Origin of the sequence: Mesorhizobium sp. WSM4308 (assembly GCF_002294905.1) — a bacterium.
Classification (GTDB): domain Bacteria; phylum Pseudomonadota; class Alphaproteobacteria; order Rhizobiales; family Rhizobiaceae; genus Mesorhizobium.
In genome coordinates this window covers 54,431-78,267 of sequence record NZ_NSFW01000001.1, presented here as the reverse complement: position 1 = coordinate 78,267, position 23,837 = coordinate 54,431, and the positions used below count along the sequence as shown (strand labels likewise).

At 60.2% G+C, this 23,837-nt stretch carries 16 protein-coding genes; 15 read left to right on the top strand and 1 reads right to left on the bottom strand.

Going from position 1 to position 23,837, the window contains the following annotated elements:
* Positions 1-64 precede the first annotated feature (64 nt).
* Positions 65-2,155, bottom strand: coding sequence for an O-antigen ligase family protein (locus CK227_RS00335; RefSeq protein WP_095771007.1), 2,091 nt, complete (start codon positions 2,153-2,155; stop codon positions 65-67).
* A gap of 481 nt (positions 2,156-2,636) precedes the next feature.
* On the opposite strand from CK227_RS00335, the gene CK227_RS00325 reads away from it, so the two are divergent.
* The 15 genes from CK227_RS00325 to CK227_RS00250 all read left to right on the top strand — a co-directional run bounded on the left by CK227_RS00325 (position 2,637) and on the right by CK227_RS00250 (position 23,818).
* Positions 2,637-5,525, top strand: a complete 2,889-nt coding sequence (locus CK227_RS00325) for a peptidoglycan-binding domain-containing protein (RefSeq protein WP_095771005.1) — start codon at positions 2,637-2,639, stop codon at positions 5,523-5,525.
* An 826-nt stretch (positions 5,526-6,351) separates the two neighbouring features.
* Entirely contained in the window at positions 6,352-7,269 is a 918-nt protein-coding gene (locus tag CK227_RS00320; RefSeq protein WP_095771004.1) for an MBL fold metallo-hydrolase, read from the top strand.
* Between the two features lie 59 nt (positions 7,270-7,328).
* Positions 7,329-7,544: a (2Fe-2S)-binding protein gene (locus CK227_RS00315; RefSeq protein WP_095771003.1), complete on the top strand. Its 216-nt coding sequence runs from the start codon at positions 7,329-7,331 to the stop codon at positions 7,542-7,544.
* A gap of 549 nt (positions 7,545-8,093) precedes the next feature.
* Positions 8,094-8,852, top strand: a complete 759-nt coding sequence (locus tag CK227_RS00310) for an SDR family oxidoreductase (protein ID WP_095771002.1) — start codon at positions 8,094-8,096, stop codon at positions 8,850-8,852.
* 90 nt (positions 8,853-8,942) lie between these two features.
* Complete coding sequence (locus CK227_RS00305) at positions 8,943-9,344, top strand: hypothetical protein (RefSeq protein WP_095771001.1); 402 nt, start codon at positions 8,943-8,945, stop codon at positions 9,342-9,344.
* The gene (locus CK227_RS00300) at positions 9,344-10,180 is read left to right on the top strand and encodes an alpha/beta hydrolase (protein WP_095771000.1); all 837 of its coding nucleotides are present in this window, start codon (positions 9,344-9,346) and stop codon (positions 10,178-10,180) included. Before CK227_RS00305 ends, CK227_RS00300 begins: the two co-directional genes overlap by 1 nt.
* Positions 10,181-10,270: 90 nt before the next feature.
* Positions 10,271-10,681, top strand: coding sequence for a cupin domain-containing protein (locus CK227_RS00295; protein ID WP_095770999.1), 411 nt, complete (start codon positions 10,271-10,273; stop codon positions 10,679-10,681).
* A 37-nt stretch (positions 10,682-10,718) separates the two neighbouring features.
* Positions 10,719-11,156, top strand: coding sequence for a CBS domain-containing protein (locus CK227_RS00290; protein WP_095770998.1), 438 nt, complete (start codon positions 10,719-10,721; stop codon positions 11,154-11,156).
* A gap of 930 nt (positions 11,157-12,086) precedes the next feature.
* Complete coding sequence (locus CK227_RS00285; protein ID WP_095770997.1) at positions 12,087-13,367, top strand: HlyD family secretion protein; 1,281 nt, start codon at positions 12,087-12,089, stop codon at positions 13,365-13,367.
* A gap of 142 nt (positions 13,368-13,509) precedes the next feature.
* Positions 13,510-15,120, top strand: coding sequence for an MDR family MFS transporter (locus tag CK227_RS00280; protein WP_095770996.1), 1,611 nt, complete (start codon positions 13,510-13,512; stop codon positions 15,118-15,120).
* 313 nt (positions 15,121-15,433) lie between these two features.
* A complete protein-coding gene (locus CK227_RS00275) occupies positions 15,434-19,069 on the top strand; it encodes a PAS domain-containing protein (RefSeq protein ID WP_095771424.1) in 3,636 nt (1,211 codons plus the stop codon).
* On the top strand, positions 19,066-19,707 hold the full coding sequence (locus CK227_RS00270; RefSeq protein WP_095770995.1) for a response regulator: 642 nt from the start codon (positions 19,066-19,068) through the stop codon (positions 19,705-19,707). Before CK227_RS00275 ends, CK227_RS00270 begins: the two co-directional genes overlap by 4 nt.
* Positions 19,708-19,709: 2 nt before the next feature.
* Complete coding sequence (locus tag CK227_RS00265) at positions 19,710-20,087, top strand: response regulator (protein WP_095770994.1); 378 nt, start codon at positions 19,710-19,712, stop codon at positions 20,085-20,087.
* Positions 20,088-20,089: 2 nt separating this feature from the next.
* Positions 20,090-20,782 (top strand): response regulator transcription factor, encoded by a 693-nt coding sequence (locus CK227_RS00260; RefSeq protein WP_095770993.1) that lies wholly within the window; start codon positions 20,090-20,092, stop codon positions 20,780-20,782.
* 1,479 nt (positions 20,783-22,261) lie between these two features.
* The gene (locus tag CK227_RS00250) at positions 22,262-23,818 is read left to right on the top strand and encodes an ABC transporter substrate-binding protein (RefSeq protein WP_095770991.1); all 1,557 of its coding nucleotides are present in this window, start codon (positions 22,262-22,264) and stop codon (positions 23,816-23,818) included.
* Positions 23,819-23,837 lie beyond the last annotated feature (19 nt).

Genomic DNA, 23,837 nt, shown 5'->3' with positions numbered 1-23,837 from the left:
AAAAAAATCTCATCCTGCCCCAACGACAATCTGGAACCGCCGCACACGCGGCGTGCCGGGCCGCCTAGAAATAGGTTCTCGGCGCGACAAGGTTGTTCTGCTGGCGCAGATAGAAACAATAGAAGCCGAATGCGGCAGCAAACCACATGAAGGCCTCGCCCATCGCCAGCCGGTTGTTCGAATTGCTGAGGATGGTGAGGGCAAAGAAGACCAGCGTCGAGATATAGCAGGGCCAGGCGACCGGCGCGATGAGCCTGGCCCGCGCGGCCAGCAGGACCTGCCTGGCCGACCAGATGTAGAGAAAGGCAAAGAAGGCCAGCCCGACCACGCCATAGCGCACGGCTATCTCCAGATAACCGTTGTGGAAGACGTTAAAGATCATCGGATGATAGGTTCTGTTCTGCCATTCGGTGAGCCAGCTGGAACTGGCTCCGAAGATCGGGTGGCGTTTCCAGACCTCGATCGCGTCGTACCACAGCATGAGCCTTTCCCTGGCCGCGAGCGGGACCGTACTGCTTGCGATGGCGCGGTCGAAGGCCGGCAAGACGCCATGGCTCAAAACATCCGAAACCAGCCCCCTGACGAAGATCATGGTGTCGCCGGCCGTGGACCAGAAGATGTCGTGTGCGGCGACAACGCCGGCTGCCACGATTGCCAGCACACCGCCCCCGACCATCAGCTCGCGGCGATGGCCTCTCGCCAGCGTCATGACTGCCAACACGAACAGGGCGAGCGCCAACGCGAGCCAGACCCCCTTTGATCGCAGCGCAATGATGTTGACGAGAGCAAACACAAGGACGGCTGTCGACAGCGCCCAGTGCAGGCTCCTGGTCACTTTGTCCAGGTCGGTTCTTTGGGCCGTGTAAGCCATGAACTGCAGCGTGCACAAGAAGATGAAACCAGCCGACACCGACGCATGGATGGGATTGTTGAAAAGCCACGGCCCCGGTCTGGTGCCGTGAAGCATGTCCGAATAGCCGGTGTCAGCCGCCAGGAAGACAAGGCTGAGGATCATGAACCAGAGGACGAGCCGCGCCGGCCGCCTGACAAACAGCAGGAGGGCGAAGCCGGTCGTCGCATAAAACAGCGGAAACAGATAGATGCCTTCGGCGCTGCCCAACTGGTGGGTGCCTAAATAGACGATCGCCAGTCGGATGAAGGCATAGAGCGACCAACCCATGCACAGACCGCCGACCCAACCGATCAGTGGCTTGCTGTAGGTCCACAAATCCACCCTGAACCAGCGGATGAGCGCGACCAAGGCCAGGGCCAGGCCCGCATAGCGATAGGTGTGGGCTTCGCGCCAGACCGCCGAGACCAAAGCCAGAATGGCGAGTGCCGCAAGCAACAGAAGCAGGGTGTTGCGCGGCGTGTCCTCCCTGGCGTAGTCCACGGTTTCCCGCGGCAAGGGCGGCCGCAGCAGCACGTGGTGCAGGCGGCGCAGCTCGTCGATGGCTCGCAATGCCCCGGCACTTAGGCGACTCGGCCCGCGAAGCCTTGCGGATTTATAGCTGCCCGAAGGACCGGCTATGTCGGAAATCGCGCTGCTCCTGGCAAAGCCAAGCACGTTTTGGCGAACCGAATAGACTTTCAGGCCGGTATCCCAAAATCGTTCGAGTGCGACGTCCCACGGCATTTTCATCCCCGCGAGCGCCGACAACAGCCCCTGTGCCCCCTCCCGTGTCACCAGATAGGCGGCGGCCGAGCCTTGTGGGCCATGCAGCGCTCGACCGATCTCGTCGCCTTGCGTCGTCGCCACGGCACGCATGAAGAAGCTCATGCGATGGTTGGTCAGCTTTATGACGTCGAAATCCGGCACCGCGGCAATGATGGCCTCGATGCGCCGTATGGTGTTTTCGCCGAAGAAGACGTCGTCCTCGACAATCAGGCCATGGGCGCCGCCGCCGGCCAGGAACGTTTCCAGCGCTTGGATATGGCTGCGATAACAGGCATATTCGCCGGGCAGGATGTCGCGCCCGCTCAGCTTGCGCGCCGTTGGAAGATCGATCTCCGTCCAGTCCTCCTTGGCGAGCGCCCGGCCGTCGATGGCGGCAACGCGCTGCAAGGTCAGCCCGGCCGCCTCGGCGCTGGCGCACAATTCGCTCCAGCGACCGGTTTGGCGATCGAGGTTGATGGCGAAGATAGGAAGGTTCATTGAAATTCCACGTTGGACCGCCACCCCTTCGATGACCTTGTATGGAAAGGGGGAGATGTTCAAGGCGATACTGTTCAGGCCATGTGCAACATGGCGGCCCCGATTTGCCGGCCCTCATCTGTCCAGAACGGACCTTGTGCGCTTGGCTGGGGTTCCTGGAAGCTTTTCGAACTTTCTGTGTCGCTCCTCGGCCCGAATTGCGGGCGCTTATGGATAAAGCCGGGTACTAGATTCGGTTTTTGGACAGCTTTGGCGGCATCGACCTCTGGCATGTACATCCGACGGCCGTTTCAGCAGAACGGACGAAACTGAAAGCCGGCTGCATCACCGGAATTGGAAGTCATGCCCCCCATATACAAATGAGGGCGCACACCCATAGTGGCGATCACCCGGTAAGCATAAAAAGTCAAGACATTCGGTACTGCTTGCGCACCCCATAGGATTCGTGAATATGGCTTCTGGGGTTGTGTAGGGGATTACCATGCGTCGCGTGTGCAGTGTGGGCGTTGCTGCTTTGTTGGCGGCGGCATCTTTGCCGGCTATAAGCTCGGCGTCATCGCTTTCCGATTTTATCCAGATCATCCAGAACGGCCAGCAAATGACGCGGCCGATGGGTTTCAGGCCTCCGCAGTCGAATGCATTTTGGCTCGTTGTATCGAGCCGGCCTAGTGAAGGAGAGGCCATCGCCCTTGCACAGTCCTACGCGCCGACACTGGGGCCAACGCTGGTCGTACATAGCAGAAACGGGGTTTTTGCTGTTGTCGCGGGGACACTTTACCAAGACAAGGCGAAGGCGAACCTGGCAGCGCTCAAGGAATTGCATATTATCCCTCAGGATTCATTTCTCTCGCGGGGGGACGGCTTGGACGGGTTAGTCTGGATGTCCTACCAGAGGGGAGCCTCGTTCGATTTCGCGACGCAATCCAACTATTTGAGGGTCGTCCAGAGGCTCCAGGCCGCGATGTCCAAGCTTGGCCTGTACTCTGGCCCCGTTGACGGCCTGATTGGCCCAACGACGGTCAAAGCCTTCAGGGTCTACCTTTCCCGTTTCGATCTGCAGCCGGGTGAGTTGCTGACAGAGTACAGCCTTGCGGAAATCGAACGTAACGCCGGCGACGGCTTCCAAAGCGACCAGGAGCGAAACGCCGCCCGAGCTCTCGGCTACACGGATGCTCAGAGCTTCAGTGACGCGAGGTCTGGCGGCTTCACCTCGGCGAGCGCGTTCGCCCAGGCAAAAAGCATGGGCTTCGCCACACAACGCGACTACGATGACGCCGTCTCGGGCGGCTTCCGCAGCAACGATGAATACCAACAGGCCCAGACAGGCGGATTCTCCGCAGCCGATGAGTATCGAGCGGCAGTCCAGCTTGGCATTCAGACCCGAGCGGAGTTGGTCGCTTATCGCGCGTCGGGTTTTTCCGATCCCGCCGCGTACCGCACTGCCAGGCAGAAGGGCTTTGCCGACAAAGCCTCCTACGACAAGTCGGAGGCCCGAAAGTTGAAGACCGCGAGAGCCACCGCAACGGCGCTGCTGTCGGACGCCGAAACCTTCCTGAAGTTGAACCCCCAGACTTCGAACCTCGTCGAGATCGCCGGCCAGGCCGCTGCGCTGAACGCGCAGGTCCAGACAGATTCCACCGATGCCCTGAACAGTTCTGCGCTTCGGTTGACCACCCTGCTCATGGCCGTACCCGGCTACTCAGATTTTTCGTCATCGCGGGACAAGGAACGTGCCCAGGCAATTGAAAAGCAGAAGGCTGAGATCTTCGCCGAGCTGCAGGCCGACCAGCAGGCCCTCAAGCACTGGATGAGTAGCCATCTGACATCACCCAAGCTTCCCGAGGTCGTCCAGGAAGTGAAGGCGCTCGACGAAGTTTCCAACACCAACGACCTGGACACGCTCGCCGATGCACGAGAGGGCGTGCGGGCAATGATCGCCCGGCAGGCCCTGGCGGAAGAACTGGATACAGGCAACATTGCCGACGGCCGGTCCGGAAATGATACCGGCCAAGGGAGCAACGGCGCGACTTATGCGGTCACCGACCTGAACAAGGCGCTCCTCCGCGGCCCGTTGGAGGACGTGGTGGTGCTGTACAACTCAGGTCCGAGGGCGCCTTCAATGCTGCGCACGATATCCGGCCAGTTCTCCCTGACGAAGAACCAGGCGTGGATCTGCCTGCTCGGCCTACCGAGGACGTCTGCCTTGGACAAGGCACTCCTCGAAGCCATCGATCCGATGGGCGGCAAGGCAATAAACGTCAGTTTGGACTGTGGGGCGAACGACCTCGAAAGCGCCGATCTCTTCCTTGTCCAGCGGAAGGCCTTCCTCGAGGCCCCGCCAACGCTTCAGGCGGCTTACCTCGAGGCGATGGAGGCCAAGACGATCCGCGTGTTCGATTCTATCCGCTTCGAAGACATCAAGGCCCGGATGGAGTCAGACCAGACGCTGGCCTTGAAGATCGCAGAAGAAGTGTCGTCCGGAACGCGTGAGGGACATGGCGGCATCCTGCTGACGAGTTCCTCGGATCGGATCTGCACCGTCATTGACGGCAACGCAACCGTGCACGAGGCGACCATCACCAAGATAGCTGATTACGCAGGCATGTCGGGAAGCACCGTCTCGTATCCATCGATCGACAAGGCCTACGAGGACGTGCGGCACGAACAATGCCGCGTACTCTATGCGTCGGCCGCCGACCTTAAGGCGACCTCCGAAGCGCTCGCGCGCGACGGGGTACAGTTTGCCTTCGCCCCGGTTTGGCTCGATAAGAACGAAGCCGCCAGCATCGCGGCCAGGCTGGATGCAGCCAAGCAGGAAGCTACCAAAACCGCGGAGGCCAAGCGCGTGGCGGCCGATGAGGAAAAGAAGATCGCGGCCCAGCACGAGGCAGACGAAAGAAACGCGAAGGCATCCCGCCAGGCTGATCTGCGCCAGAAAAACGGGCCGGCCGCGACCGCACTGCTCAACCTCTTCTCGGATGGTCTAAAGCGAACCGTCCTAGGTGCCGGGGCTAAGGCCAGCACGTCTTCCGGGATCGACATGGAGACATTGTTTCCTGATTTTGCAAAATGGAATGCCGGCCTTTCGCGAGACAACTGGAAGCCCACGGATGTGACCTCTGAAATCCAGGACTACGGCACCGTCAACTGGAAGGGCCGGAACCTTGACGGTATCGTCGTGAAGGCAACCGTCAAGATGGCGAGTGCAGAGCGCGGACAGTACAAGGACGAGTGCTTCCTATTTGGCGCAGTTATGGACGGCGAATTCCAGATGGTTCGCGACCCCTACGAGACCAGGTGCAACGACACCGACGCATCCGCCCATTGGGCCGTCGGACACGAGCTCAAAAGTCTTTGGGTTGCCAATTAGTTCGACATGCTTTCAGCGTCTACGTCGGTAGTGGTGGGCTTCGTCTCGAGGTTCGTGTGTGACGAGGGCTTGCTTTTGAAGATTGGCTATGGGCGCTATGGCGCAGCGGTTTCCAAAGCAGCTTGAAGCGGGGCGGGGGTTCAAGTCGCGAGAGCGCTACCGCCTTTCCCCCCACTCGGAGAGCATGCGATATTTTCTACGGTGTTGTGCATGATGACCTGTCTCGGTGCTGCAAGGCTAAGCCATCGCGCAAGCTGCGCTTGCCCCTACGCAGACGCTGGACCAAGCGATCCGTTTAGCATCGCTTGACCAAAGACATCGTTGTTGACGCAACTTTCGCTCGGATCACGATGTCGTTGGAAGGTCGACTTGAATGTGTCTACTAACCGACCAGCATCCCCGAAGTCGGCGACCACGGCCGAATTGTGCGGTCGAGCCGGTGTCTGTTTCTTAGCGCCGTCATTAATCGTGCCGACTTGTCCGTCCGTGCGCTTCGCCGCGCTCGACATTGCCCGATCGACCAGCGTGCCGACCCAAGTCATGCAAGACCGCTCTGTCGAGGGCGCGCGTGCAGTCGACTGCATGGACGCAGTGGACGGCTGATACCGCAGCATATGATTTGTCCTGATCACCCGACACCCAGCACGTCTGCCATGGACCTTCGCATTGCCCGATCAATACCTCCGTTCGATAGTCGCGCGGACAACCGCGGCGCAATCTCGTCTGCACGCCGGGCGGCCGTCCATGGAGGCAAGTGCCAACCCACGGGAGACACGGCGGAGGCGGCCGATGCGGCCGTGGGAAAGGCGATCAACAGGAGACAAACATGAGCCTGCAGGAAATTTCACGCCCCGGTCGACCGGCAGCCGACGAGCTTGTTCCGTCGCGCTACGCACTGAAGGTCGGCGAGATTGACGTACTGATTGTCAGCGATGGAATCTTACCAATTCCATCCCAGACCATCGCATACAACGTCGACCCGTCTGTCCGGACAGCCTGGCTGGAGGACGAGTTCCTCTCGCCGGAGACGCTCGAGTGGCCGCTGAACGTGGTCGTGGTGCGCAGCGGCAACCAGACCATACTCGTCGACGCTGGGCTAGGGGCGGATCCGGACTTGCACCTGCCGCGGGCCGGGCAGTTGATCCATCGACTGGAGGCAGCCGGTATCGATCTCGCATCGGTGACCGACGTGGTGCTGACCCACATGCATATGGACCACATTGGCGGCCTGCTCATCAATGGAGTGAAGGAGCGGCTGCGTCCGGATTTGCGGATTCACGTAGCGGCCGCTGAGCTCAAATTCTGGGAGTCGCCCGATTTCTCGCGCGTCTCCATGCCGGAGGGGTTTCCGGATGCGCTTCGGCGGGCGGCCAAGCGGTTCGCGAACGAATACCGCAGCCAGTTGCGTCCGTTCGATCAGGAGTACGAAGTGGCGCCGGGTGTAGTCGTTCGTCGCACTGGCGGCCACACCCCCGGGCACAGCGTGGTCCGCCTGGCGTCCGGAGGCGACCGGCTGACGTTCGCGGGGGATCTCGTGTTCCAGGTCGGATTCGATCATCCCGACTGGCACAATGGCTTCGAACACGACCCCGAGGAGGCGGCGCGCGTGCGCGTTAGTCTTATGCGGGAGCTTGCGGCGAACCGCGAGCCTCTAGTGGCCACTCACCTGCCGTTTCCGTCAGTCTGTCATGTGGCGGTTGACGGCGACGTCTTTCGTTGCGTACCGGCCGTCTGGGACTACTAGCCGCCTGCCGGGTGAGGGCCAAACCACCCTAGATCAGGTCGCCTTCGAGAAGCATCGCCATGGTCATCTGTTCATGCAATGTGTTGAGCGATCTGGATGTCCGCTCCGTCGTCGAGGCGGAGCGGACACGTTCGATCAGTCATGTCTATGGCTGTCTTGGTTGCAGCCCCAAGTGCGGCCGTTGCGCGCGCACTGTCCGCCGCCTCATCGATGAGGCGCTCGGTTGCGCGCGTGCGCAGTCCTGCGACGGCTGTGCGCTGTCCTCGCCATCCTGACTTGGCCGCCGCAGGCTTTCGTTGACAAATAGGTAGACAGGTGCCGCCGCTCTGCAAAGAGCGCGAGGATTCGGCTCGCTGCAGCACAACCGTGCCCGCACGCGGAACCCCGCAATATTCTCTACAGTGTTGAGCATCCGAGCTGTATCCGTGCTGCCAAGAGCAGTGGGGGGCGGGAAAGTTTGACCCGAAGCCGACCCAGGTTTTGCCACGGCGCGCAAGGCAGCATCGCATTGCGCCTCGGTCGAAGAGTTCAATTTTTCCGCTGACGAAAGCCCCACTGCCGTCCTGGCTTCCTGAATGCGGCCCCGTACTGCTCGCTGCCAGCATGCCGGCTTGGCTAGAACGCAACTCACTGTCTCCTTGCTGACTAAAGACCCCAATCCAGGGAAGCATCTATCCTAGACCTTCGCATCGCATGGTCGATGCCTCCGTTCGATAGCCCCGACATGCAGCCCTGATGCATTGTCTGGAACGAAGACAGCTGACGCGACGGGCCCTTGGCCGCCCGATCAGACAGTCCTGAAACACGAACGAGGAGGTTTCGTCATGAAGATCGTGGTTATTGGTGGCACTGGGCTGATCGGCTCGAAGACAGTCGAGAGGCTGCGTAGGAAGGGCCATGAAGTAGTCGCCGCGTCACCAAAAGGCGGCGTCAACACGATCACCGGCGAGGGCCTCGCCGAAACGCTCGCCGGAGCGCAGACCGTCATCGACCTGGCGAATTCGCCGTCCTTTGAAGACAAGGCTGTTCTGGAGTTCTTCGAGACTTCGGGCCGCAACTTGCTCGCAGCCGAGAAGGAAGCGGGTGTGAAGCACCACATCGCCCTTTCGATCGTCGGCGCCGAGCGTTTGCCCGAGAGCGGCTATATGCGCGCGAAGATGGCTCAGGAAAAGCTCATCCGAGGTTCCGGCATCCCCTACACCATCGTCCACTCCACGCAGTTTTTCGAGTTTCTGGGCGGCATCGCCCAGTCAGGAACGGTCGGGGACATCACAACAGTTTCGAGTGCCTATTTTCAGCCAATCGCGTCTGGCGACGTCGCGGAAATCATGACCGATGTCGCGCTCTCGCCGCCGGTCGACGGTGTGATCGAGATCGCAGGCCCGGAACCGATCCGCATGAGCGAGTTGGTCGCGCGGTTTCTGAAAGCGACGAACGATCCGCGCAAAGTAAACGCGGATCCGAACGCGCAATATTTTGGCACGCGGCTGGACGACCGCTCGCTCGTGCCAGGCGACCATCCGCGCCTCGGTACAACGCGTTTCGAAGATTGGTTCAAGAACGCCCCGCTGCAGCGGCATTGATGTGCTGGGCGCGCGTCCTCGATATCGCGTCCTTCGAGCTAAAATTAGCAGCAGTACAACATTCCGGTAAACAAGAAAGAAGACAATCGGATGGCATACCACGTCAAAGAGCAAGCGATGGCAAACGGCCTCACGGGCTTTTACGTCTACAACGACGAAAAGGACGTCGCCGGACCTTGGATCGAAGGTTGGGAGGCTGAGCATTACATCGAAAATCTGAATGAAGGCCGCTACATGGCCAAAGCAGACCGTACGACCGTCATGCACGGCCGCAGGAGTAACGGCAAACTGGTACTGCGCGATCAGAATGAACATCGCCCCAGCGATGTAGGCGACATCGAAGACGATTTGGTTCGCCCGGCGTCCCGTCGCGATGTCGCGTTGCGCGTTTTTGCCGCCACGGTCGCGGCCGGCCCGTCACGAACCGTGCGCGCCCAGGCGCCGGACCACCAAGTCTTTCATCTTCCAAAGCAAATAAGGGAACAACGATAATGGGCGTGATCAACTCAAGTGACGGCACGGAAATCTACTTCAAGGATTGGGGCGCCAAGGATGCCCAGCCGATCGTATTCCACCACGGGTGGCCCTTGAGCGGCGACGATTGGGATGCGCAAATGCTCTATTTTCTTGGCAAGGGTTACCGCGTCATCGCCCATGACCGGCGCGGTCATGGCCGCTCGGCACAGGTGAGCGAAGGTCATGACATGGATCACTACGCCGCCGATGCCGCCGCCGTGATCGAGCATCTCGACTTGCGAAATGCGATCCATATCGGTCACTCCACCGGCGGTGGCGAAGCTACCCACTACGTCGCGCAGCACGGTCAGCGTCAGGGCCGTGTCGCGAAGCTCGTGCTTATCGGCGCCGTGCCGCCAATCGTGGTGAAGACCCGTGCCAATCCAGGTGGCCTGCCAATCGAAGTTTTCGACGGCTTGCGCAAGGCGCTCGCCGGCAATCGGGCGCAGTTCTTTCTCGATTTCGCTAGCGGTCCTTTTTACGGGTTCAACCGGCCGGGCGCGAAGCCAATTCCTGGTGTCATCGAAAACTGGTGGCGGCAGGCGATGATGGGCGGCGCCAAAGCGCAGTATGACGGTATCAAGGCCTTTTCGGAGACCGACTTCACCGAAGATCTCAGGGCCATCGGTGTGCCGACGCTCGTGATGCACGGCGATGACGATCAGATCGTTCCGATCGCAGACTCGGCACTGTTGTCGGCGAAGCTCCTGAAGAGCGGGACACTCAAGGTCTACGAGAAATTCCCACACGGGATGTGCACGACCCATGCCGACACCGTGAATCCCGACCTGCTCGCTTTCATCAGGTCGTAGGCTCGCGCCGCGTCCCCCCAGCGAGAGCCTGATCGCCGGCCGGCCCTCCCATCGGCCGGCGATCCCCCTTCACAAACAGGAGCTAAGACAATGATCAGAACGACCCTTTTCATCGCTGCCGTCGCAGGCATCTCCGTCACCGCCGCCCTGGCTGACGATTCGCACGGTCCCAAGGCCACGCTGGTCTACGACCAGCCTCTGCCCAATGTACCAGGCAAGAGCATCAAGGGCGTGCTCGTCGAATATGGGCCTGGCGGAAGTTCCCAGGCGCATACCCACGCAAAGTCGGCTTTCATCTATGCCACGGTCCTGGAGGGAGTAATCAACACCCAGGTCAACCACGGTCCGGTGAAGACATATCGCGCCGGCGAAAATTTTTCTGAGTTTCCAGGTGATCACCACACCTTCGAGGAGAATGCCAGCAAGACGGAACCCGCGCGCATGCTTGCCGTATTCGTTGTCGATACGAACGACACCAACCTGACCACAGTCGAAAAGTGAGCTCGACATAACAAGGCGATCTTTCGGAGGCCTTTTGATGCAGATCGAACAACTCAACGCGATGACGAAAGCTCGCCTGATGGTGATCGACGGCAATGCGGCGGTGCAAGCCGCCGCCTTGTCACTTTCGAAGCCCGGCATTGGCCTTGTCGTTGTGTGCGACGACAATGGAGCGGCGGCGGGAGTTCTAAGCAAATCCGACCTCATCCGCCACCTCAGCAGCCGGGAATCGCCAGCGCCGCCGGCATCGGCCCTCATGACCAGCCCAATCGTGTCATGCGGTCCGCAGGATGATCTCCACACCGTCTACCAGACCATGGCTTCGCGAAGCCTGCAAAACCTCCCCGTGCTCGACGTCGGCGCAAAGCCTATCGGCGTATTGGACATACGCGATGCGATGAGAGCTCTTTTCCGCGAGGAAGAGGTGGAGGAGCAAATGCTCTTCAACTACGTCACCGGGGTTGGATATCGCTAGCTATCGCCGTGCAGTGTTCAACGCTTAGCGTCCGGGAGATCGGCCGAGCGCGCGTGTTGGCGCAACTGCGCGGTTCGCTATGCGTCGGCGCGCCGAACCGAATGCGCGGCATGCATCTAGACGTGCGCCGCCTAGACCGGCATCAGGAACACATGCCGATTTGGCAGACTGTCTGCCGCGCCAGGAGGAAATCCCCTTCGACAGAACGACATCGCGCTCAACGACGCTTTGACGGGCCTGACGTATCTGTTGCGGGCGCCGCGCCTTCGCCAAAGTAATGGATCGGCTACCAAGCCTTTGGCCGGAACAATTATTCGTAACGAGAAGCATTTTTTCCAGAGACTTCCAATAGTATCAATCTATACAAATAAAATAGCGTCGCTGTCGGTTTTGATTGCAAATCCTGTACGTTGGAACAGATGCTTTTTTCATCGGATTTTTTCAAAATATATTTCGAGCCGTGTCAACCGGACGAGACAGGGATAACGAGTGCAGGGGTTTTTCCGGTTTCTCTCTGCAGCCGACGAAGAGGCAGGCGAGCGTCTTACCTGTCCGGCTTCCTATTTTCCAGCGAGGGGCACTCTGTTCCCCACTGGCTACACAGCTTTGACGGAGGAAAGCAATGCGCAGTCTCATTGGAATGCCGTCGCACCGCGCCTATCTGGCCGCGCCAGCAATCGTCCAGCGGTCGTTGCAGTGTCACGATCCATGCCGCTGGCATGCGCGGCCCGCGAATTCATTTTCGCCATTCTTCAAACCCGATCTCCACTGCATTCGAGGCGAAGGACCGGCATATTCGCGCCGCGCCAACATTGTCGCGAGGCAGGCGTCATGACTCTGAAGGATAGGCGTATCAGACCCTCTTGGGCAGTATCGCCGCTCCAACCCCAACCCTTGTGAAAAGCACCATGAACGCCAGGGACGAATGAGATGTCCGAGATGCCTGCAACCACCAGCTTCCCCAACGCACCCGAGGCGGTGCTTCAGCAGCAGCCGGCGGCCTTCGTCGAGCAACCGGCTCGGCCCTCTGCGGAACAGCCAGGCGGCTTGCCGGTTTCCACGAAGGCTACTCCCGACGACGCCGTCGCGTCTGTGTCCAGGCGCCGTCGCTTCAAGCGGATCGCAATCGCGACAGTGCTTCTGGCCACCGCAACTGCGGCAGGTTATTGGGGCTACGGTTACTGGACCGAGGGCCAGTACCTGGTGTCGACCGACGACGCCTATCTGAAGGCCGACTACACAACTGTGGCGCCGAAGATATCGGGGTACATCGCCGCCGTGCTGGTGCATGATAATCAGGCGGTCGAGGCCGGGCAGATTCTTGCCCGCATTGACGATCGCGACTTCCGTGCCGCGCTTGCCCAGGCGGATGCTGAGGTCAAGGCCGCCGAGGCGGCCGTGCGTAACCTCGACGCACAGATTGCGCTCCAGCATTCGCTGATCGAGCAGGCAAAGGCGACCGTCGCCGCAACGCAGGCCTCGCTGACGTTCGCTAGCGCCGATGCCGACCGCTATACGACGCTGGCAAAAAGCGGCACCGGCACTGCCCAGAAGGCGCAAGCAAGCCGCGCCCAAGCTGACCAGCTCGTCGCCAGCCTGCAGCGCGACGAGGCTTCGGTGGCAGCCGCGCAGGCCAAGATCAACGTGCTCGCCACCGAGCGCGACAGTGCCGTGGCCCAAAAGGACCGTGCCGAGGCAGCCGCGGAGCAGGCCCGGCTTAACCTTTCTTACGCTACGATCACGGCACCGGTTGACGGCACCGTCGGCGCGCGCACGCTTAGGATCGGGCAATATGTGGGATCAGGTACGCAACTGATGGCCGTCGTGCCTATGGATGCCGTCTACATCGTCGCCAACTTCAAGGAGACGCAGCTCGCTCATGTGCGCGACGGTCAGCCGGTGCACGTTACCGTCGACGGCCTCCCGGACGTCCAACTGAAGGGGCACGTCGACAGTCTGTCACCGGCGAGCGGCCTGGAGTTCGCGCTACTGCCGCCCGACAACGCAACAGGTAACTTCACCAAGATCGTACAACGCATCCCGGTGAGAATCGCTGTCGACAATCACGAGTTCGGTGGGCTGCTCAGAGCTGGCATGTCTGTCGAGCCGACGATTGACACCAAGGCGACCGTGCTGGCTGAAAAAAGAGAGTTCGCCCAGACCAATATACTCGCCCGGAACCAAGAGGCTGCCGCTGTCGGCACTCGGTAGAAAAGGTCCGAGTGCTCCGAGCCCGGCCGAGCTTACCAGAAACGCCAACCGACTCCGCGGGCTGACACCCTCTGCACCGTTCGCGTGATGATCGACACGGCCTATCGGACCCATTGATCCATCCGCTCAAGGAGCCGCAACCATGACCGCCGTTGTTTCGTCACCCCCAACCGCGGCCCGCGCCCAAAACGCCGCGGCGACTGCTGGTGCCGCCAGTTCGGCGAAGGTCTGGGTGGCGGTGGTCGGTTCTGCCCTTGGCGCATTCATGGCCGTACTCAACATCCAGATCGTCAATGCTTCGCTTGCGGACATCCAGGGGGCGATTGGGGCCGGCATCGACGACGGCGGCTGGATCTCGACGTCCTACCTCATCGCCGAAATTGTGGTGATCCCGTTGACCGGCTGGCTGTCCCAGGTCTTTTCGCTGCGCACCTATCTGATCACCAATGCGGTGCTGTTCCTCACGTTCTCGGTCACCTGCGCCTTCGCCGCGAACCTCGGTCAAATGATCGTTTTGAGAGCGATCCAGGGTTTTACCGGCGGCGTGCTCATCCCGCTCGCCTTCACCATCGTCATCACACTGCTACCGAAAGCCAAGCAGCCGATCGGCTTGGCGCTGTTCGCACTGTCGGCAACATTCGCGCCGGCGATTGGCCCAACTATCGGCGGCTATCTCACCGAAAACTGGGGCTGGCAGTACATCTTCTACGTCAACCTGGTGCCCGGTGCGGTCATGGTCGGCATGCTGTGGTTCTCGCTCGACCGCCAGCCGATGCAGCTTGGCCTTCTCGGCAAAGGCGACTGGTCGGGCATCGCCACAATGGCCCTAGGGCTCGCCGCGCTGCAGACGGTGCTGGAGGAAGGCAACAAGGACGACTGGTTCGGCTCGCCCTTTATCGCACGCCTGGCGATCATCGCGGCCGTGTCGTTGGCGGTCTTCGTCTGGATTGAGCTCACTTCGAGCCACCCGCTGTTGAACCTCAGGCTGCTGGTCCGCCGCAACTTCGGGTTCGGCATCCTCGCCAACTTCCTGCTCGGCGTCGCGCTCTACGGTTCGGTCTTCATCGTGCCAGTCTACCTCGCCCGTATTCAGGGGTACAATTCCGAACAGATCGGCATGGTGCTTGCCTGGACCGGCCTGCCTCAGCTCGTGCTGATCCCGCTGGTGCCTAGTCTCATGAAGCGCTTCGACATCCGCCTCGTCATCGCGTTCGGCTTTGCCCTGTTTGCCGCGTCCAACTTCATGAACATCCATATGAGCGGAGCATATGCCAGCGACCAGCTGTTCTGGCCGAACATCGTGCGCGCTATCGGCCAGGCCCTTATATTGGCACCGCTTTCGGCGATCGCCACAGCAGGCATCGAGAATGAGAATGCCGGCTCGGCCTCGGCCCTTTTCAACATGACCCGCAATCTCGGCGGCGCCGTCGGCATCGCACTGCTGCAGACCTTCCTGACCAAACGCGAGCAGTACCATTCGAACGTGCTGGTCCAATCGGTATCGGTGTTTCAGGAGGCAACCCGCGTCCGCATCGCGCGGCTCACGGCTTACTTCCTCTCGCATGGTGTCGACGACCACGCACTCGCCGCACAAAAAGCAGTTCTTGCGATCGCGCTTAGAGTCCGCCAGCAGGCCTACGTCATGGCCTTCAACGACACGTTCTTCCTGCTTGGCGTTAGCTTGACGATCGCGTTGGCGGCGGTCCTGCTGCTGAAGAAGCCCGGCCACATTGCAGCCGGCGGCGCCCACTGAGTTGCCCCAATCGACGAGATTGATGAGCCCGGGGGCCGCTGAGCGGACGGGAAAGTGTCCGTTCAAATCTTGGCTCAAGTCTGCGATTGTCGCGATAAAGGTATAGGAATTCGCGCTCCTATCAGCAGGGAACCCCGAACGCTACCAGAGAGCAATTCGCTGATGTGTGTCCCTAGCGTGCAATGCATGGATTTCCATAGGATGCAGCTTTGGCACGGGGGTACTAGGATGAGGTGTGAATTCGCGAGCCCAGATTTGGTGGTATACCAGCGCTGACGGTCCTTACGCCGTCGATGCCAGGCAGGAGAAGCCGATGATGCGCGTCTGGTCGCACCGTCCCAAATTATTGTATTTGGGACTTTTTTTCGCGGCTTATGTCCTAGGCTGCGGATTTGCTCAGTTGCTCGCAATCGTACCTGGAACAGGTATTTCCATTTGGCCGCCCAGCGGGCTTTTTATTGCTACGCTTGTCCTCACCTCCAGATACAGCTGGCCGTGGTGGGTGATGGTAGGCTGTCTGGCTGAACTGTTCAGCAATTTCGTGTGGTTCCACAGTCCTTTGCCAGCGGCCTTGCTGATCTATAGCGGCAACGCTTTTGAGGCGATGGTCGGGGCTTGGCTCGTGAGCGGGACAAGCAAGCGGCTAGGGGAACTGGAAAGCCTGCGGGATGTTCTCGCATTCGTCGTGCTTGCTGCTGGAATTGCGCCAGTAATAAGCGCGACGGTAGGAAGCGCCACACTTGCCTGGTTTGACATGCAATCACAAACCTTCACGGGGGCTTGGCCTCTATGGTGGATTGGGGACGCCACCGGGGCTCTGATCGTAGCGCCCCTTGCGTTGGTTGTGTTCCAAAACTGGCGAGCCGGGGGGCACCTTTCGGCGGCTCGATGGATGGAAGTTTGCGTTCTAGGGCTAATCTTTCTGGGTGTCGCCGCACTTTCCCTGAGCGGTTACTTGCCCTTCGCGTACATTATGATGCCGCCGCTTCTTTGGGCCGCGGTGCGCTTCGAATTCAAGGGCGCCGCTGTCGCCTTGACTGTCCTTGCCCTGATCACAGCGGTATTCACAGTCTTCGGCGCGGGCGAATTTGCCGGTGATCCGGCCACCTTGAAGCACAACCAGATCATGCTGCAGCTTTTCCTAGGGATCTCGGCATTTTCAGCGCTCATCGTGGCCGCCATATCGCGACAGCACCAGCTGACGCTGCTCACATTACGTGAAAGCGTGGAGGCGCTGCGCGACCGGGAGCGCGAACTCTCGCTGCTCGTGGACATGATCCCGAGTCATGTTTGGCGACTGACGCCCGAAGGCGAGCCGACTTTCTTCAATAAGCGAATGGTCGATTTCCTCGGCCTGAATGTCGCTGACTTGGACAAGCCTGAGATGAGCAGGCTCGAAGCGGTTATGGAGACAGTCCATCCAGACGACACAGCAGCGTTCGGCGGTTCGCTCCGTCGCTGCCTTGACACCGGGGAGAACTTCGCGATGCGATATCGCCTGCGTCGCGCCGACGGCGTCTACCATTGGATGTCGAGCCGCGCGGACCCGCTGCGGGACCAGCAAGGACGCATCGTCCAGTGGTACGGTTTGTGCCATGATATAGACGATCAAGTGCAGGCCGAAGAGGCGCTGCGACGGAGCGAGCGGCAGCTCCAAGAGATGGTCGACGCCGTGCCTATCCGTATCTGGAGTGCGACGCCCTCGGGTGGGCCGGTCTACTTCAATAAGCGATACCAGGACCATTTCCGCTCGGTCATCGCGAACTTCGAAGCTCGCGAGGCGCCCCGCATCGAAGAATTGCTGCAAGAGCTGATCCACCCCGGGGATGCTCCCGAGGTGCAACGTACGTTGCGGAATTGTTTCGACACTGGCGGCGGCTCCGCGATGAGGTTTCGTTGGCGTGAGAAGGATGGCACCTATCGCTGGGCGGAGTGTAGGTTGGAGCCTCGGCGTGATGAAAACGGAGCGGTTGTGCAATGGTACGGAGTTTCTCTCGACATTGACGACGAAGTGCGCGCGCAAGAGGCGTTGCGCGATCGGGAGCGCGAGCTCTCGCAGCTCGTCGACATGGTGCCGGTCCAGATCAGGCGTATGAATCCCGACGGCGAGCCGACCTTCTTCAACAAGCGCTTGCTAGACTTTTTCGGCCTGGACGACGTGGCGGCTTTGGACAAGCCGGGCATGAGCCGGCTAGCTGCAATCATATGGACCCTCGTCCATCCCGATGATGCGGCCAGCCTGCTGGAGACGGCCCGCCACGCCTTCGCCACCGGAGAGCCGTTCTCCGCGAAATATCGTATGCGCCGTGCGGACGGCGTATATCGCTGGGTTGATGGCCGCGGGGAACCGCTGCGAGATCAAAGCGAAGCGATCGTGCAATGGTACGTAGTTTCCATCGACATCGACGATGAGATGCGCGCACAGGAAGCGCTGCGCGAGCGGGAGCGGGAACTCTCGCAACTCGTGGATATGGTTCCGAGCCTGCTCTGGCGGTTGAGTCCGGAGGGGGAACCGACGTTCTTCAACAAGCGCCTGATAAATTATCTCGGCCTGGACACAGCAGATGCTGACAAGCCGGGCATGAGCCGGCTGGCGGCCTTCATGGAAGCTGCGGTCCATCCCGATGATGCAACCAGCCTTAAGGAAGCGCTCAACCATTCTTTCGTCACCGGCGAACGCTTCACCAAGAAGTATCGCCTGCGGCGTGCGGACGGCGTCTTTCGCTGGGTGGAAGGCACCGCGGAGCCGTTGCGGGATGAGAGGGGGCGCATCGCCCAGTGGTACGGGCTCTCGCATGACATCGACGATCAGCTGCGCATTGAGGAGGCGTTACACGAAAGAGAACGCTCTCTCTGGCAGCTCGTTGAAACGCTACCGGCAATGATCGATTGCGCCGCGCCAGATGGCGAGCCAAGATATCGCAGCCAGCAGCTCCGCGAATTCCTCGGCTATCCCCTTGAAGAACTGGACGGAAGTGGAAAGTCCCGGTTGGCCGGTACACTCGATGCGGGTGTTCATCCCGACGACCTAGCGGGTGTCAAAGACAGATATGCCCATTCGTTGTCCACTGGCGAGCCGTACGCGCGCAAGCACCGCCTGAGGCGTTTCGACGGCGAATATCGTTGGGTCGAGACGCGTGCCGCGCCGATGCGCAACGCCGAAGGTGCCATTGTGCAGTGGAACGTGATCTGCCTGGACATCGATAGCGAGGTTCGCGCGCAAGAAGAGTTGCGTTTGGCGCGAGAGAGCCTCGCCCGCGCGAGCCAGGCGGCGAGCCTCGCCGAGCTCTCAGCCTCGATCGCGCATGAGGTCAATCAACCCTTGGCGGCTGTGGTGGCTAACTCGTACGCGTGCCAGCGATGGCTTATGGCGGAACCGCCAAACATCGAGCGGGCGCAGAAAACGGTCGAGCGGATCATCCGCGATGCAAATGCCGCCGCCGACGTTGTTAGCCGCATCCGAGCCTTGTTCAAGTCATCCGCCGAGACGCGGAGTTCCATGGCGCTCAACGGTGTGATAGCCGAAGCGCTGGATCTTATGGCCGAGGAGGCGGCGCGGCATCGTGTCCGCCTCGATACAGATATCGAGCGGGATCTTCCGCTCGTGGCGCTCGATCGTATCCAGATTCAGCAGGTGCTGATTAATCTGATGCGCAACGCCACCGAAGCAATGGATTCCACTGGGCACGCCAGGGTTCTCGGTGTGCGCGTGCGCCGGATTGGGAATGCGATCCAAACCGAGATTAGTGATCGCGGCTGGGGCATCGAGTTCCCGGACAAGATCTTCGAGCCGTTTTTTACGACGAAACAACATGGGATGGGTATGGGCTTGGCGATCTGCCGATCGATCGTCGAGTCGCACGGCGGGCGCTTGTGGGTCGAGAAGAACGAGCCGCACGGCGCTAAGTTCATCTTTACCTTGCCGGTTGAAGCGAAAGTGGCGGCATGACGACGGATGACCAAATCGTGTTCATCGTGGACGACGATGCGCGCATTCGGGAAGCTCTCGTAGAGTTGCTGGCCTCACACGACATGCGCTCCGTCGCGTTCGGATCGGCCAGGGATTATGTGATCGCCGACAAGCCGAACGTCCCAGCCTGCCTCATCCTTGATGTTGAGTTGCCGGATATCAATGGCCTCGATCTGCAAGGGCAGATCGCGGAAGCGGATCATGCACCGATCGTTTTCATAACTGGACATGGCGACATCCCGTCCTCGGTGCGTGCCATCAAGCACGGCGCCGTGGACTTCCTGACGAAGCCTTTCAGTGATGCGGACCTGATGGCTGCAATCCATGCGGCGATCAACCTCGATCGCGGCAAGAGATCAGAGCGCGCCGAATTCGGCATGCTGAGGCAACGCTATCTCGACCTGACGCCGCGCGAACGTGAGGTGTTGCCGCTCGTGGTGAGCGGTCTTCTTAACAAGCAGGCAGCAGCTGAGCTGGGAATCAGCGAGGTCACGCTACAAATCCACAGAAGGAATGTGATGCAGAAAATGGTGGCGGCGTCGCTGGCCGATCTCGTGCGTATAGCGGAACGATTGGAAATACCGATCACTCACTCGCGCCGAGCGGGAGGGAGCTGAGTGTGAACAAGTGTGGACCTGTCGTGGCGATAGTCGATGACGATCCAAGGCTGCTTGAGTCGCTTGAGGATCTCCTGGAGTCCGCGGGCTATGTGGCCCGCAGCTTCTCGTCGGCAAGATCGCTGCTCATCGCCGGGCTGTCGGGCTTAGATCTGCTCATTACGGACATCGGAATGCCTGGTACGGATGGCTTTGAACTACGTGACTTGGCTAAGCAGGCGCGCCCGGAGCTACCGGTCTTCCTGATCACCGGACGCCACGAGATAGCGGATCAGATTCGCGCCAGGGGCATCAACGAGTTTTTCCGCAAGCCTTTTGACGGCCAGGCCCTGCTTGCGGCCGTCGGCGCCGCATTACGCGACAAAAAAAACGGAGGATAGACATGAGAGTTGACCAGCCGTTCTTAGGGAAATCGGCGCCGTTATCGCGCCAGCAGGGAAATGAAGGCGAGCAGCCGCTCGTCATGATTGTCGATGATGACGCGGCCGTTCGAGAGGCGCTATACGAATTGGTCCTGTCGGCGGGTCTTCGGCCGGTCTGCTTTGCCTCGACTCACGAATTGCTCGACGCCGAGATACTGGACAACCCCGGCTGCCTGATCCTTGATGTGCGTATGCCGGGGACGAGCGGTCTCGATCTGCAGCGTCATCTTGCGAAAAGCGGAAACCCTAAGCCCATCATCTTTCTGACCGGGCATGGCGACATTCCGATGACTGTCCAAGCAATGAAGGCCGGCGCCGTGGATTTTCTCACCAAGCCAGTGCGGGATCAAACGCTGCTTGATGCCGTGATCGCCGGCATCGCGATGGACGCTTCGCGGCGGGCGCAAGCCGTTGTCGTCAAGCGCAACATCGAGCACGTCGAGGCGCTGACGCCACGCGAGCGCGAGGTTCTGCATGAAGTCGCGCGCGGGCGCCTCAATAAGCAGATCGCCTTCGACCTCGGCATCAGTGAGGTGACGGTCAAGCTGCATCGGGGCAATGTCATGCGCAAGATGGAGGCCGCTTCCATCGGCGAGTTGATCCGGGCATGGGAAACACTGCCCGCGCCGATGCGCGAAGCCCGTGCGACCTAGACTCTGGCATAGGCCGATCCATGAAGCTTTGGCCATCGCCATATGTCCAAAGGATTCCGCGATGCGTTGGTTCACGACCTTCGCCAGGTCCGCAAAAATTTCAGGAAGTAGCCTGAGGCGGCAACGTCAGCCGAGCAAGGACCCGTCCCTAGCAGTCTAACATCTGGCTCGTCGAATTCTCGGGAGTCCAGCTACGGACTGCATTCCTGTCGAGGCTGCAATTCGCCTGGGTCATCGGCTGGCATATCCTGCCGCCGCCACTACCGGGGGACTGGCCGCGTTCATCGCGATGATGGCAAGTCTCACTCAAACTTGCGCACATGTCACGGCTGTCGGACTTGGTCCGCAAGAAACGCAGGTCGGCCGATACAGTGCACTATAGGTCTAATCTTTTCACCGCGAACACCTCCGGACATATCGGCATGCCCGTCCTGTACCTTGGCATTGCATGAGAGATGCTTCCGTAGAATAGGTTCGCGGCCCGGATCGGCGCATCCTCCTCGCAAGCCATCACGACCGCCGAGTTCGCTCGTTCCTTCGCCCGTCCCCCGATGCGACGGCGCTGGTCGATTCGACGGTCGTGATGGTGAGCCGGATGTTCAAAGGCCACATCATGGATGGATACGATGAATAAGGATGGACTCTTCCCCATTGGGGCATCCCGCCGCGATGTGGCGTCGTCGAGTTGCAGCGATGGCGACCAGATCCTGTTCTTCAAGGACGCGCGGGTAAAGTTGGCGAGGCTGATCAAGAACGCAGAGAAATATCAACCGCCAAGAGGCGCCGCGTGGCATCACAACCATGCACCAGGATCAGGTGAACGCCGACCTGCCAACCTTCATCTCCCATCAGGATCGCGTGTCGTCGCCAATTTCTGGGATCTCGCAATGACGACCCTTGGCGACGTTTCGCGCGCATTGAATCGCATGTCCGGTGGCCCGCGAGGCCAGACATTGTGCGCTCGCATTGCCGAACGACATCTCGATTGCTGGTTCTGTCGGCTTATGTCTCGGATTGTAGAACCGAACCACTGCGCAATCGAACTTGCCAGTTGGGTCAGGCGCGGGACGCCGACGGAAGCGGAATGGCGGACGGAAGGCCAAATAGAGCCACGACCGCTAAGGCATGGAGCATCTGCCGAATAGGCGGACTATGCCTACGCACAGCCCGGTCCGCGAACCAGCAAGCCAAGCCTGATTTTGAGAGCGATGGGCGTTCCTGGAACGTGCCGGCATCCTATCCCTAGGCATAGGGTAACCAGTGCCCGCGACTCAATAGACCACGACCGACCGGCAGTAGTACCGTCTGGGCGGTGCACCGCTTGGTTACAACCGCGAGGATAGCGATCAACGACTGAAAAACGGTCATGGGATCGGCGCCCTGCGGGTTCACAAGGACCAGAGCCGCCTCGTTGGCCATTGCGTCGGTTGCGGGCGGCCTTGCTGTCGTCGTTGAGAGACCGAGCCAACGGGAACGCTCATGCTGTTATACGCCTACCCAAACAAACGATCCGGCAACCTCAGCATCTGTCCGCGCGTGCTGCTGGTCGTGTTCGGTTTGCTGTTTTCAGTGGGGCTAGGTCACGCTGATGGGGCACTCCGCATACCCTACGTGGCCGACATAGGCACGTTCGATCCTGACAACGGGTTTGAGATCGGCGCGATGAGCGCAATCGACAACGTCTACGAAGGTCTCGTCGAGTACGAGCCGGGTTCTATCAAGATCGTTGGTCTGCTCGCTAAAAGTTGGGAGATCTCTGATGACGGGCTGACTTACACCTTCCACCTGGTCGACGGTGTCAAGTTCCACGATGGCACACCCTTCAATGCGGCGGCGGTCGTAAAATCGTTCGAACGCAGACGCGATCGTGGGCTGAGCCTGAGCTACTTCCTTGCCAACGTGAAGGATATGAGGGCGACGGGCGATTCGACGGTCGTGCTCACGCTTGGCCATCCCCAGCCTTCGCTCCTCGATGCCCTTTCCAGTCCGTGGGGACCGAAGGTTATTAGCCCGAAGGCACTCGCCGAGCACGATAACGGCGATTTCGCCAAGACTTGGCTCAACGAGCACGCTGTGGGCACCGGTCCATTCAAGCTCGCCGAGTTCAAGCGAGGCGAGCGCTACGTGCTCGAACGCAACGATGACTACTGGGGCAATAAGCCTTTTTTCCGGCAGATCCAGATTTCGGTCGTGCCCGATATCAGCCAGCAGATACTTCAACTGAAGGCCGGGACCATCGATGCCGTGCCGATCGACTATCCGTTCGAGCAACTCACCAGCTTGCCGGGAGATCTGGAGATCACAGCCGCCGCGAGCATGATACCGTATTATCTTTTCGTCAAACCGAACTCGCCGCTCGACGATGCGGAGGTTCGCAAGGCGGTATTGACCGCGATCAACCCTGCGCTCTGGGTCAAGGACGCCTTTGGAGAGTTCGCAAGCGTGTCGAGGTCGGTTTATCCAAACGTGATGCTCGACCCGGTGAATCCGATCCGGTTCCCGACTGACTTCGGAGCAGCGAAAGCCACAATCGCCAGACATGGCACGATGAACTTGACCATTGGCCTCTATAGCACCGCCCCGAGCTATGGCCGCATCGCCGATCTGATGATAGCGCAGTTGTCCTTGATCGGCGTAAAGGCAACAGCGTACGTGCTGCCCTCCGGCGCTGCCTACACCTTGAAGGACGACCCAAATCCTCCGGATTTGCTTCTCACGATCGCAGGCCCGGACGCCGCCCATCCGGAGAGCCAGGCAAAGGTGTTCTTCGCCAAAGGCGGAGCCCTCAACTTTTTTGGCCGGGTGCTGCCGGAAGCCGATGCCATCGTGGACGAGGCCGGGAAGTTAACCGACGTCAAGGAGCGCAACGCTCTCTATGAGAGAGCGGGCCAGATGTATTTCGATGCCGGCATCGTCATCCCGCTTGTCGACGTCAACGATGTGGTTGTCCACGCGAAGGGTCTGAAGGACCTTGGTCTGCGTCCCGTGTACCCGCCGGGCAACATCGACTTCGCCACCGTTCGCCGGGGACCCTGAACACCGGCCTCCTACTCCT